At 33.2% G+C, this 12927-nt stretch carries 11 protein-coding genes and 1 other annotated feature; of the genes, 8 read left to right on the plus strand and 3 right to left on the minus strand.

Annotated elements, in window-relative coordinates:
- Nucleotides 1–94 precede the first annotated feature (94 nt).
- Nucleotides 95–1051 carry an L-lactate dehydrogenase gene (locus ACY191_RS07550; protein WP_042738378.1) on the plus strand — a complete coding sequence of 319 codons (957 nt, stop codon included), beginning with the start codon at nucleotides 95–97 and terminating at the stop codon, nucleotides 1049–1051.
- Nucleotides 1052–1196: 145 nt separating this feature from the next.
- On the plus strand, nucleotides 1197–1598 hold the full coding sequence (locus tag ACY191_RS07555) for a transcriptional regulator, SarA/Rot family (protein ID WP_229367300.1): 402 nt from the start codon (nucleotides 1197–1199) through the stop codon (nucleotides 1596–1598).
- Between the two features lie 426 nt (nucleotides 1599–2024).
- Here the strand turns inward: ACY191_RS07555 and mnmM are convergent, their stop codons facing one another.
- A complete protein-coding gene (mnmM, locus tag ACY191_RS07560) occupies nucleotides 2025–2585 on the minus strand; it encodes a tRNA 5-(aminomethyl)-2-thiouridylate-methyltransferase MnmM (RefSeq protein WP_229367299.1) in 561 nt (186 codons plus the stop codon).
- Nucleotides 2582–3535 (minus strand): tRNA modification radical SAM protein MnmL/YtqA, encoded by a 954-nt coding sequence (gene mnmL / locus ACY191_RS07565; protein ID WP_042738381.1) that lies wholly within the window; start codon nucleotides 3533–3535, stop codon nucleotides 2582–2584. The genes mnmM and mnmL overlap by 4 nt, the downstream gene beginning before the upstream one ends.
- 106 nt (nucleotides 3536–3641) lie before the next feature.
- On the opposite strand from mnmL, the gene ACY191_RS07570 reads away from it, so the two are divergent.
- The 3 genes from ACY191_RS07570 to ACY191_RS07580 all read left to right on the plus strand — a co-directional run bounded on the left by ACY191_RS07570 (nucleotide 3642) and on the right by ACY191_RS07580 (nucleotide 7901).
- A complete protein-coding gene (locus ACY191_RS07570; protein WP_042738382.1) occupies nucleotides 3642–4817 on the plus strand; it encodes an MDR family MFS transporter in 1176 nt (391 codons plus the stop codon).
- Between the two features lie 92 nt (nucleotides 4818–4909).
- Nucleotides 4910–5109, plus strand: a binding site (T-box leader).
- A 48-nt stretch (nucleotides 5110–5157) separates the two neighbouring features.
- Nucleotides 5158–7572, plus strand: a complete 2415-nt coding sequence (leuS, locus tag ACY191_RS07575; RefSeq protein ID WP_107642304.1) for a leucine--tRNA ligase — start codon at nucleotides 5158–5160, stop codon at nucleotides 7570–7572.
- A gap of 17 nt (nucleotides 7573–7589) precedes the next feature.
- A complete protein-coding gene (locus ACY191_RS07580; RefSeq protein ID WP_229367298.1) occupies nucleotides 7590–7901 on the plus strand; it encodes a rhodanese-like domain-containing protein in 312 nt (103 codons plus the stop codon).
- Nucleotides 7902–8048: 147 nt separating this feature from the next.
- On the opposite strand, the gene ACY191_RS07585 is transcribed toward ACY191_RS07580, so the two are convergent.
- Nucleotides 8049–9317: a BaiN/RdsA family NAD(P)/FAD-dependent oxidoreductase gene (locus tag ACY191_RS07585; protein ID WP_229367297.1), complete on the minus strand. Its 1269-nt coding sequence runs from the start codon at nucleotides 9315–9317 to the stop codon at nucleotides 8049–8051.
- A 327-nt stretch (nucleotides 9318–9644) separates the two neighbouring features.
- On the opposite strand from ACY191_RS07585, the gene ACY191_RS07590 reads away from it, so the two are divergent.
- From ACY191_RS07590 to ACY191_RS07600, 3 genes are read left to right on the plus strand one after another with little or no spacing between them, the layout of a single operon-like run.
- Nucleotides 9645–11282 carry a putative polysaccharide biosynthesis protein gene (locus ACY191_RS07590; protein WP_042738386.1) on the plus strand — a complete coding sequence of 546 codons (1638 nt, stop codon included), beginning with the start codon at nucleotides 9645–9647 and terminating at the stop codon, nucleotides 11280–11282.
- Nucleotides 11279–11977 (plus strand): pseudouridine synthase, encoded by a 699-nt coding sequence (locus ACY191_RS07595; protein ID WP_107527464.1) that lies wholly within the window; start codon nucleotides 11279–11281, stop codon nucleotides 11975–11977. The genes ACY191_RS07590 and ACY191_RS07595 overlap by 4 nt, the downstream gene beginning before the upstream one ends.
- Nucleotides 11978–11991: 14 nt before the next feature.
- Nucleotides 11992–12396: a YtxH domain-containing protein gene (locus ACY191_RS07600; protein ID WP_042738388.1), complete on the plus strand. Its 405-nt coding sequence runs from the start codon at nucleotides 11992–11994 to the stop codon at nucleotides 12394–12396.
- Nucleotides 12397–12927 lie beyond the last annotated feature (531 nt).

Here is a 12927-nt window from a genome sequence, read left to right on the forward strand (position 1 = left end):
AAATTGTTTGGTATATTTAATTTGTGAAAAAAATCACATAACAAACATAAATTAAATAAACTTTTGAATAGTATTTGAGGGAGGCAGTTTTAATATGGAAATGATTAAAGGAAACAAAGTTGTATTAGTTGGTGATGGAGCAGTTGGTTCTAGTTATGCATTTGCAATGGTTGCCCAAGGTATTGCTGATGAACTTGTTATTATAGATTTAGCGGAAGAGAAAGTGAAAGGTGATGTATTAGACTTAAATCACGGAGCACCTTATGGCGATTCCCCAGTTAATGTTAAAGCAGGACGATATAGTGATTGTAGCGATGCAGATTTAGTTGTTATAACAGCTGGTGCAGCACAAAAACCTGGTGAAACTAGACTAGATTTAGTTGAAAAAAATACTAAAATATTTAAATCTATCGTAAGTGAAATTATGGATTCTGGATTTGACGGTATATTTTTAATCGCAAGTAATCCAGTTGATGTATTAACTTATGTTACTCATAAAGTTTCTGGCTTACCTAAAGAACGTGTTATTGGTTCAGGAACAATCCTTGATACTGCACGTTTCAAATATGAATTAGCACAAGAATTTGGCGTATCTCCAAGTAGTGTTGAAGGTTCAATTATTGGAGAACATGGTGATTCAGAATTAGCTGTTTGGTCACAAACACGCATTGCAGGACAACCTTTATATAATATGTTAAAAGATGATCCTAGCAAACAACATAGAATTGATGAAATTTTCGTTAATACGCGTGATGCTGCTTATGATATTATCAAAGCTAAAGGTGCGACATACTACGGTATTGCAATGGGCTTATTACACATCACAAAAGCAATTTTGAAAAATCAAAATGTAGTTTTAACAGTATCTAGCTATTTAGAAGGTGAGTATGGACAAGACGATGTTTATATGGGTGTTCCTACATTAGTAAATAGAAATGGAGCAGTAAAAATATTTGAAACACCATTAAATGATGAAGAAATTAAATTATTTGAGCATTCTTCAAAAGTTTTGAAAGAAATGCAAAATAAAATCACGGATATAATTGCATAATTCATTGTTTATATTTAAACTGTAAATAAGATTAATTTTGTTTTAAAATCAAATATTTATAAAGAGTAGATTTACCACTCTTGGGGAATGTGATTTTACAAGTTAATCTAACATATATCATTTACTATGATTGGGGGAGTACTCTATGGGAAAGACACTTGCCGATAATGTTGATGGTGTATTGAGATTAGAATTAGTATTGCAAGACATCAATGATATCTTTAGCAAAGTTCAGAAGCAGTACAAAATGTCTAAAGAAGAAATCTTAATACTTCTTACTTTATGGAAAGAAGGATCAATGACTTTAAAGGAAATGGATGGTTTCGTTCAAATTAAATCATACAAACGTACAAGAACGTATAATGATTTAGTTGAAAAAGAGTGGATCTTAAAAGAAAGACCACAAAATGATGAACGTACAGTTATTATTCATTTCAATGTGAAATTGAAAGATCAAAGGGAAGATCTTTTGTCATTCTTTAAAGAAGAAATTGATTCAAAGTCATCAAGCATGCAAAACAGTCTTAAATCTATTTTAAATTTATAGGGAATGTTAAAGTAGGTTGAATTATAACTTTTACTGTAACATTAAATGCGTGAAATAATTATATTTGCGTAAATAGAGATTGGGACATGAACTCCCAATCTCAAAGGTAAAGAGCTGATCTGTAATGGATTGGCTCTTTTTTAAAAATTTTACACTATAACACAATACACAAGACGGATTGTAGTTCAATGTGCGACCAATTATATAAAAGCAAAAAACGTTAATTTCTATATGTTCTAAATAGAAATTAACGTTTTTGTTAAAGCTGAGCGCTGTGTATGTGTACATGCTACCATATGAAATTCACAGTGTATCGATATATGACATTAATAAAGTCACTAACATGACTGCTATAATTTTGATTAAGATATTAAATTTATTTGCTTTAAATTTGTTATGCGCCTTATTGTTTGAAGTGTTCGGTATTTATCTTTTTTCTATTGCGCATATAAAAGGTGGATTATTTTGTTGATTAATAAATTGATATTGTAATACATGGGCTTGTTCTTGGTCGATTTGTGTTAAATAGTCAAATAATGCATCCTTTTCGATTTTCCCTTCAGGATGTCCATGATAAATGACTAATACAATGATACCTTCTTTGGATAATATTTGAAAAATATCCTCAATAGCTGCAATTGTCGTTTGTGGTTTGGTAACAACTGATTTATCTCCTTTAGGTAGGTAGCCTAAATTGAAGATTGCTGCATCGATATGACCATAATCAGTAGGTGGTATATATGTTTGCACATGCTCATGGCCGTCTTGAATCAATGTTACATTATCAAGGTGTTTCGTACGTTCAAAGGTATTCTGAATTGCTGTTTTTTGTATATCAAATCCATAAACTTTACCATCAGGTACTTGCTCAGCTAAAAATAATGTATCATGACCATTACCACATGTAGCATCAATCACAATGCTTTCTGAATTAACATGACTGGTAATTAATGATTTGGCAAATGGTAAAATGCGTTCTACCTTCATGATTTTACAGTACTTTCAAAGTATTTACCTTGATAAGAATTTCTTCTTGCTAATTCATTATCAATTTCATTTAGTACTTCCCATTTATTGACACTCCACATAGGACCTACCATTAAATCTATCGGTCCATCTCCTGTAATTCTATGAACGATCATTTCTTGTGGGATGATTTCTAATTGGTCACATACCAAGTTTGTATATTCTTCTTGAGACATGAATTCTAACATACCCTTATCGTATTGTTTGACCATCGGTGTACCTTTTAACAAATGTAATAAGTGTATTTTAATACCTTGAACGTCCATTTTTGCAACTTCTCGAGCTGTTTCCATCATCATATTGTAATCTTCACCTGGTAAACCATTAATGATGTGTGTGCAAATGTTAATATTATGCTTTCTCAATTTTGCAACACCATCATGATACGTTTGCATATCATGAGCTCTGTTTATTAAATCAGATGTTTCTTGGTGTACAGTTTGTAATCCGAGTTCCACCCATAAATAAGTACGTTCGTTTAGTTCTGCTAAATATTCAACCACGTCATCTGGTAAACAATCTGGACGTGTTGCTATAGATAAACCAACGACACCAGGTTCCTTTAATACTGCTTCGTATTTTTCGCGTAATACTTCAACAGGGGCATGTGTGTTTGTAAAAGCTTGGAAATAAGCTATATATTGACCTTCGTGCCATTTCTCATGCATGCGATCTTTAATTTGTTGGAATTGTACTTCTACTGGGTCTGCGCGATTCCCAGCAAAGTCACCACTACCTGCAGCTGAACAAAATGTGCAGCCACCATGTGCAACAGTGCCATCTCTATTAGGACAGTCGAATCCGCCATCGATTGCTACTTTAAATATTTTTTGTCCAAATTTATTTTTTAAGTGGTAATTCCATGTATGATATCTTTTGTTTTCAAATGCGTAAGGGAAAAATTGACCCATGAGACATTTTCCTTTCTAAATTCATTCTAGTTAAAGATTTTAACATATTTTAATGCTATAGTGTTTAGAGTGAAATGAGAAAATTTGAAAGAAAGGAGCCTTTTAAATGAAAATGCCTAAATCTGTTTGGTGGTTGGTAATTGGTATGGCATTGAATATAACTGGCTCAAGTTTCTTGTGGCCGTTAAATACAATATATATGAATGATGTTTTGCACAAAAGTTTAACAATGGCAGGACTAGTGTTAATGATTAATTCTATAGGTATGGTTGTGGGTAATTTACTAGGTGGTACATTATTTGATAAATTAGGTGGCTACCGCACGATTATATTAGGAACTATCATTTGCTTGATGAGTACGACGCTATTGAATTGTTTCCATGGTTGGCCTTGGTATGCAGTTTGGTTAGTTGCTTTAGGTTTTGGCGGTGGAATGATTGTGCCAGCAATTTATGCTATGGCTGGTGCTGTATGGCCCAATGGTGGTAGACAGACATTTAATGCAATTTATTTAGCTCAAAATTTAGGTGTTGCGATTGGTGCTGCATCAGGTGGATTTGTTGCTGAGTTGAGCTTCAACTATATATTTATTGCGAATTTACTGATGTATGTGTTATTTGCAATTGTAGCAATAACACAATTCAATATTAAAATAGATGTCAAAGTTAAATCACCAGAAGCATTAAAGTTATTTTCTAAGTCTTATAGATTGTACTTTAAAGCGTTGATTGCATTATGTGTCTTATTCGCTATTTGTTGGATTGCTTATATTCAATGGGAGAGTACAATTGCTTCCTTCACACAATCTTTAAATATTACGATGGGTCAATATAGTTTGTTGTGGACAGTAAATGGTATTTTGATATTAGTGGCACAACCTCTGATTTATCCATTTATTCGGCTGATGAAAGGTAATTTAAAGAGACAAATGTTTGTAGGTGTCTGTATATTTATAGTTTCATTTTTTGTAACAAGCTTTGCAGAACAATTTTCAGTATTTATGATCGGAATGATAATTTTAACATTTGGAGAAATGTTTGTGTGGCCTGCAGTTCCAACGATTGCAAACAAATTGGCTCCAGAGGGTAAACAAGGTTCGTTTCAAGGTTATGTAAATTCAGCATCGACAATAGGAAAAGCGATTGGACCATTGTTAGGTGGCATGATTGTAGATATTTATGATATTCAAAAAATGTTTCTAATTATGATGTGCTTATTATTCATCGCTATAATTTGTATATTTATCTTAAGTCACTATTTGAATAAGATAAATGCTTCATAACTTAAAAGTTTAGTAATTACAATGAACAATGAATCAAGCGAATAAAGCTTTAAATACATTTTACTACTTGAAATAAAGTGTTATTTAAAATATTATTAGTAATGTATAGGAGTAGTAACTTAAATACTTATCATCAGAGAGCTAGGGGATGGTGAAACCTAGTGTTAAGTGTTAAGTGAACTTACCAGAACGTAAAGTGAATTGATAACATCTCAAACTATTAATTGAAACGAGTGCACAAGATTTGTGAAGCAGGGTGGTACCGCGGCTGATTTAATTTGTCGTCCCTTTGAATTAAATAATAGTTAGGGATGTTTTTTATTGAATAGGAGGAAAAGTAGTGAATTACAATCATAATAAAATCGAAAAAAAATGGCAGGATTTTTGGGAAGAACATAAAACATTTAAAGCAAGTGATAATCTTGGACAAAAGAAATTCTATGCATTAGATATGTTCCCGTATCCATCAGGTGCAGGTTTGCATGTTGGACACCCAGAAGGATATACTGCTACAGATATTGTTTCTCGTTATAAACGAATGCAAGGCTACAATGTTTTACATCCGATGGGGTGGGATGCATTTGGGTTGCCTGCAGAACAATATGCATTGGATACAGGCAATGATCCTAGAGAATTTACTAAGCAAAATATAGCAACTTTCAAGCGTCAAATTAAAGAACTTGGTTTTAGTTATGATTGGGACAGAGAAGTAAACACAACGGATCCTCAATATTATAAATGGACGCAATGGATTTTTATTCAATTATATAATAAAGGGCTAGCATACGTAGATGAAGTAGCGGTTAACTGGTGTCCAGCATTGGGAACTGTATTATCGAATGAAGAGGTAATTGATGGGGTATCTGAACGAGGAGGACACCCAGTTTATAGAAGACCAATGAAACAATGGGTCTTAAAAATAACTGAATATGCTGATCGCCTACTAGAAGATTTAGATGATTTAGATTGGCCAGAATCATTAAAAGATATGCAAAGAAATTGGATTGGAAGATCTGAAGGTGCAAGTATTAACTTTGATGTTGAAAATAGTAATGCCCAAATCGAAGTATTTACCACACGTCCAGATACAACTTATGGTACAACATTCTTAGTGCTTAGTCCTGAACATGAGTTGGTTGACGAAATTACTACCGATGATAAAAAGGAAGCTATTAAGCAATACCAAGAAGAAGCGGCGAAAAAATCTGATTTAGAACGTACTGGTTTATCAAAAGAAAAATCAGGCGTCTTTACAGGGGCATATGCAATTAATCCTTTATCAGGTGAGAAGGCTCAAATTTGGATTGCAGATTATGTACTTTCAACTTATGGGACAGGTGCGGTTATGGCTGTACCAAGTGGTGACCAACGTGACTATGAATTTGCTAAAGCATTTGATTTACCGATTGTTGAAGTCATCGAAGGTGGCGATTTAACTAAAGAAGCTTATACTGGTGATGGACCACATATTAATTCAGGTGAGTTAAATGGTCTTTATAACGAAGCTGCCATTAAAAAAGCGATAGAGTTATTAGAAGAAAAAGGTGTTGGAACTAAAAAAGTCAATTACAAACTAAGAGATTGGTTGTTCAGTAGACAAAGATACTGGGGTGAACCAATTCCAGTTATTCATTGGGAAGATGGTTCAATGACTACTGTTCCTGAAGAAGAATTACCATTATTGTTACCAGAAACAGATGAAATCAAACCATCAGGAACAGGTGAGTCGCCATTAGCGAATATTGATGAGTTTGTAAACGTTGTTGATGAAGAGACAGGAATGAAGGGACGTCGCGAGACAAATACAATGCCACAATGGGCTGGTAGCTGTTGGTATTATTTGAGATATATTGATCCAGATAATGAAAAAATGCTTGCTGATCCTGAAAAGCTTAAGCACTGGCTGCCTGTTGATTTATATATTGGTGGAGTAGAACATGCAGTATTACACTTATTATATGCAAGATTTTGGCATAAAGTATTGTTTGATTTAGGCGTTGTTCCAACAAAAGAGCCATTCCAAAAATTATTCAACCAAGGTATGATCTTAGGTGAAGGTAACGAAAAAATGAGTAAGTCAAAAGGTAATGTAATTAATCCTGATGATATTGTACAATCACATGGTGCAGATACATTACGCCTATATGAAATGTTTATGGGACCACTAGATGCTGCAATTGCTTGGAGTGAAAATGGACTCGACGGTTCACGTAGATTCTTAGATCGTATTTGGAGACTCTTGGTAACAGAAGATGATACGCTAACTGACAAAGTAGTAGCTCAAAATAATAAATCATTAGACAAAACTTATCACCAAACTGTGAAAAAGGTAACCGAAGACTTTGATACATTGAACTTCAATACCGCAATAAGTCAGTTAATGGTATTTATTAATGATTGTTACAAAGCTAATGAAATCTATAAACCTTATATTGAAGGTTTCATAAAAATGTTAGCTCCAATTGCACCACATATTTCTGAAGAGCTTTGGGCGAAACTTGGACATGAGGAAACAATCACTTATCAACCATGGCCATCATTTGATGAAGCGATGTTAGTTGATGATGAAGTAGAGATTGTGATTCAAGTTAATGGTAAGGTGAGAGCTAAGCTTAAAATTGCCAAAGATGCTACAAAAGAAGAAATGGAACAACTTGCGTTAGAGAATGACGTAGTTAAATCAGAAATTGAAGGTAAAGACATCAAGAAAGTGATAGCAGTACCACAAAAGTTAGTGAATATAGTAGCGAAATAATTTTAGGAGGGTTCAACATGGAAACAATTACAGTTGATGAATTAAAGGAAAAGGTACTCAGTTCAGAACCAGTAAAAATAATTGATGTTAGAACTGATGAAGAAACAGCAATGGGTATTATTCCTGGTGCTGAAACAATTCCTATGAATGATATTCCTGACAATGTAAATCATTTTAACAGTGATGAAACATATTATATTATTTGTAAAGTTGGGGGTCGTAGTGCACAAGTTGTACATTATCTTGAACAACAGGGTGTCAATGCCGTTAACGTTGAAGGCGGCATGGATGCTTGGGGAGACGAAGGCCTTGAAATTAATAGTATTTAAATAAATATATTAAAAAAAGCACGTACATGAGTGAGTAATTTTAATACTCAAAGTACGTGCTTTTTTATATGATTTAGAAACTCAATGAGGCTTATAGGTTTATGAATTAGTAGTGATTTTTGTAATTTAACTACAATTTATATGATGTTAATCTATTGTTGTGGAAAATGAACCTGCATTTAAACCAGCTACATGTCCGGTAACTAATGCACTTGTAATATTGTAACCACCGGTATAACCATGTATATCAAGTACTTCTCCGCATAAAAATAATCCTGGGACTAACTTAGACATCATCGTTTTAGGTTGTATTTCCTTTAAACTCACGCCGCCGCCAGTTACAAATGCTTTATCTATGGGTAATGTTCCGTTAACTTTAAAGGTAAAGCCTTTAAATAATGCTACAAGCGTATTTATTTGCGTATTAGAAATATGATGTGCGGTTAAGTCTTCGTCAATTTCTGCGCAGTCAATCATAAATTGCAAATATCTTTCTTCTATTAAACCATGTAAACTATTTTTTACATATTTATCTGGTGCCGCATTCAATAATCCTCTAATTTCTTGTTCTAAAGCATCAGTTGTTAGTTGTGGGAAGGCATCGATTTGCATTTCTATGTCTTGTTTCTTTTGATTTTTTTGTTCTTTATAGACAAATTGGCTACATCTTAACGCAGCAGGGCCACTTATACCGAAATGGGTGAAAATCATATCCATTTGATGTGTAATTCTCTTCTTGCCATTTTTTTTAAGAACTGACACGCCAACATCTTTCAAACTTAATCCTTTTAATCTTTTATCTTTAATAAATGGCTCGGCAGAGGTGATTGGGACTTCAGTAGGGAATAGTTCGGTAATTGTATGGCCTAATGAAGTCGCAAATTTGTATCCGTCACCAGTTGAACCAGTTTGTGGGACGCTTGTACCGCCTGTAGCAATTATTAATGATTTACTTTGATATTCCTTTTGATTATTCAAAGTCACTTTAAATGAATCTGGTGAAGTATATTCCACTTTTTCAACTGTGGATTCCTCTTTCACCTCAACTTTGTTTTGGTGTAATGTTGTAACAAGTGTATCTACAACGTCTTGTGCTTTATTAGACACAGGAAACATCCTGCCGTGATCTTCTTCCTTTAGTTTGACACCGCGTGATTCGAAAAAAGCTATAATTGATTCATTATCAAAAATTGAAAAGGGACTATATAGAAACTTTCCGTTTCCAGGAATATTCTTGATAATTTCATCATAAGGTAAGCGGTTAGTCACATTACAACGTCCTCCGCCAGATATTTTTAATTTTCTACCTAAACCTTTTTTCTTTTCAAGCAGTAAAACACGTTCTCCATCAGCACTTGCAGCAGCTGCAGCCATTAGACCACTAGGTCCGCCACCTATAATGATTGTTTGATACATTTTATTGCCTCCCTTTACTATATAGTGTTATTTTATATGAAGAAATATTATTTTACGATTAACACTTTAAACACATGTTTCCCACACGTTATATAACAACATTATATTTTAAAGGATAGATATTAAAAGGGCAAAGCTTTATTATCTAAATGGTTTAATAGGTTTTACATCATTTTAAAGATGATTAAATACATATAAGTTATTTGATTTATGCTTAACTTTAAGATTCATCATGCTTTCATTATATTTACTTTTGAAAAATAATTGTTAAAACGTTATGATAAAGTTTACGAGTGTAAAAATTAAATTTGAGATAGGAAGATCTGAATGAGTGAAAGTAAAGAATTAGTGCGGGGGACCTTCTTGATTACATTAAGTATTTTAATAACAAAAATACTGGGTGTAGTTTATATTATCCCGTTTTACGCAATTATAGGTGGCGAAGAAAAATTAGCACCTTTTAACTATGCGTATACTCCATATAATATTGCAATTGCAGTTGCAACTGCCGGCGTACCATTAGCGGCTTCGAAGTATGTCGCAAAATATAATGCGCTAGGTGCATATAAAGTCAGTCAGAAATTATACAAATCTAGTTTTATGGTAATGTCTATAACCGGTGTAATTGGTTTCTTATTACTTTATCTATTAGCACCAAGCATAGCGACGATTACATTAGCAAATGAATCAGGTGGCAAAGGTGCATGGACAGTTGCTGATATTACTTGGATTATTAGAATTATAAGTATGGTTGTAATCTTTATCCCGTTACTAGCTACGTGGCGAGGCGTCTTCCAAGGTTATAAATCTATGGGGCCAACAGCTGTATCGGAAGTGCTTGAACAAGTAGCTCGAATATTATTTATTTTAATAGGAAGTTATTTAGTATTAAATGTATTTAATGGATCAATTCTATCTGCGAATGCTGTTGCGACGTTTGCGGCGGCAGTAGGTGCAATAGCTGGTATCTTTACGCTTTGGTATTATTGGAGAAAAAGAAAACCACACATTTCAAAAATGGTAGCTAGTGATACAACAGGTATAAATGTTTCTTATGGTCGTATGTATAAAGAGATTATCTCTTATAGTATTCCGTTTGTAATTGTAAGTTTGAACTTCCCACTATTTAACTTAGTGGACCAATTTACGCATAATGCGGCATTGGGAGTAGCTGGTGTTCCAAACCAACTACACGACTATTTCTTCACAATATTAAACATGACAACGAATAAAATTGTAATGATACCAACATCATTAGCTTCTGGCTTTGCAGTAAGCTTAATTCCATTTATAACGAAGACTTATGCTGCAGGAGAAATTAATGAAATGCACCGTCAAATTAGAACATCGTTAGGTGTATTAATGTATATTACTGTTCCAGCTGCACTTGGAATCATGGCTTTGGCAGCTCCTTTATATACAGTGTTTTATAAATATAATGTCGATGGTAGTCACATGCTATTCTATTATGCGCCGGTAGCAATATTGATTTCTTTATTAGGTGTTACTGCATCAATGTTACAAGGTATAGATAAACAGAAATTAACTGTATTCATTATCTTAGCAGCAGTTGTTATCAAAGTTATTTTGAATACACCGCTAATTGTAGCTTTCCATTCAGCAGGTGCAATACTTAGTACAGCAATTGCATTATTATTTGCTGTATCATGTAATTTTGTTATTTTGAAAAAATATGCGAAATTCAACTTTAGTGAAACATGGCTACATTTTTCTAAAATATTCTTATATGGCTTAATTATGATGGTTGCTGTGGAAATTACATCATATATCTTACAGCTCTTTATTTCACAAGAACATAAAATCGGTGCATTAATTATTGTTATCATAAGTGTAGTTGTAGGTATGTTGATTTATGCTAGCTTCACTATGAAGAATAGATTGGCAGATGAATTCTTAGGTGATATTCCAAATAAAATTAGAAGGAAACTAGGCATTGCATCATGAGAATAGATAAATTTTTAAGTCATATGGGTGTTGGCACTAGAACAGAAGTAAAGCAATTATTAAAAAAAGGTGCTATTTCAGTTAATAATCAAGTTGAAAAATCACCGAAGACACAAATTCAGCCTAGTGAAGACCAAGTTAAGCTAAATGGTGAGCGTATTCAATATGTAGATAAAGTCTATTTATTACTGAATAAACCTAAAGGTTATATTTCAGCGACCGTAGATGATCACCATAAAACAGTGATAGACTTAATAGATGATTATAAGTATCTTGACTTGTTTCCTGTAGGTAGATTGGATAAAGACACGGAAGGGTTATTGTTGATTACCAATGACGGTGATTTCAATCATCAATTGATGAGCCCAACCAAACATGTTTCTAAAACATATGAAGTGATTTCTCAAAAAACAATTACAAAAAATGATATAAAATTGTTTAAAACGGGTATTGAATTGAATGAAGGATTGACAAAGCCTGCTGAATTAAAGGTAGGCGAACAAGAGAAACAGTCTTTCGTAACAATTTATGAAGGTAAGTACCATCAAGTCAAACGTATGTTTCATGCAATTGACAATGAAGTGATTGAATTAAAGCGAATTAAAATCGGTGACTTAGCACTTGATGATGATTTAATTCAAGGGACTTATCGTCATTTAACTGAGCAAGATTTTAAACAATTAGGATTAAAATAAAAGAGGTGTTTTTCATGTCAAAATTACTACGTGCATTAATCGGAGTTGGAGGCGCTGCAGCTGCAGTGGTACTATCTAAAAAGGAAAACAGAGATAAATTAAAAAATGAATATAGTAAATATAAATCCAACCCAGAATCTTACAAGCAAAATGCTAAAGATATCGCTACACAAATCAGCTCAAAAGCAGGAGAAACTTTTAATGAAGTGAAGCAAGATCCGAAAGGCTATGCTCAAAAGGTTAAACAAGATCCAAAAGGATTTGTTAATAGTCAAAAGGAACACTTCAAAGGTACAGCAGATAGCAATAAAGAAATTGAAGAAGCACGCTTTGCTGACGAAGGTGCAGCGGATCCTTCAAATAACTTACGTGTAGTTACTGAAGAAGAATTAAAAAATAATGGCAATAAAAAATCATAAGTAATAGTGTATACGAAAGTAGAGTAAAGAAGCTTTGAAATAGTATTTGGTACTCTATCATATGTATTAATAATGAGTGGTACGGTGTTTTGACTTTAAAACACCGTACCACTCATTTTTTTTATTTTTGGATTACAGTGACGAGGATTATAAGTAAAATACCAAGGTTTACTAAAGAAATAGTCAGTACGCGTGTGTCTGTTTAAGCAGTTATTGTTTTTATATATGATAAGAATATGGAGCACTGTTAATGCTCGTATACTGTGGAATGAGTTGAGCAACATTCTCAATATCCATAATATGACCAAGCGCCACATAAACCAATACTCTGATGCTAACGGTTATGCTTGAAACAATAAAGCTCATGTTGTTTAGTATTTTGTTGTGTTAAATCCAACTGAAGTGGATGATTCTTTAATAAGTATATATTACAGTTTGTATATAGTGAGGATGGTTAATAACCCTTTGGTTGATTATTTATATGTATACTATTTCTAATATAGATCATTTGTTAGTTTTTGATACAGAATG

The sequence above is a fragment of the Staphylococcus sp. TCBT05 genome (assembly GCF_055179755.1).

Bases quoted from the DNA above. Each gene is read 5' to 3' on its own strand.
- ACY191_RS07550 (WP_042738378.1), top strand. From the start codon at position 95: ATGGAAATGATTAAAGGAAACAAAGTTGTATTAGTTGGTGATGGAGCA.
- ACY191_RS07555 (WP_229367300.1), top strand. From the start codon at position 1,197: ATGGGAAAGACACTTGCCGATAATGTTGATGGTGTATTGAGATTAGAA.
- mnmM (WP_229367299.1), bottom strand. From the start codon at position 2,585: ATGAAGGTAGAACGCATTTTACCATTTGCCAAATCATTAATTACCAGT.
- mnmL (WP_042738381.1), bottom strand. From the start codon at position 3,535: ATGGGTCAATTTTTCCCTTACGCATTTGAAAACAAAAGATATCATACA.
- ACY191_RS07570 (WP_042738382.1), top strand. From the start codon at position 3,642: ATGAAAATGCCTAAATCTGTTTGGTGGTTGGTAATTGGTATGGCATTG.
- ACY191_RS07580 (WP_229367298.1), top strand. From the start codon at position 7,590: ATGGAAACAATTACAGTTGATGAATTAAAGGAAAAGGTACTCAGTTCA.
- ACY191_RS07585 (WP_229367297.1), bottom strand. From the start codon at position 9,317: ATGTATCAAACAATCATTATAGGTGGCGGACCTAGTGGTCTAATGGCT.
- ACY191_RS07590 (WP_042738386.1), top strand. From the start codon at position 9,645: ATGAGTGAAAGTAAAGAATTAGTGCGGGGGACCTTCTTGATTACATTA.
- ACY191_RS07595 (WP_107527464.1), top strand. From the start codon at position 11,279: ATGAGAATAGATAAATTTTTAAGTCATATGGGTGTTGGCACTAGAACA.
- ACY191_RS07600 (WP_042738388.1), top strand. From the start codon at position 11,992: ATGTCAAAATTACTACGTGCATTAATCGGAGTTGGAGGCGCTGCAGCT.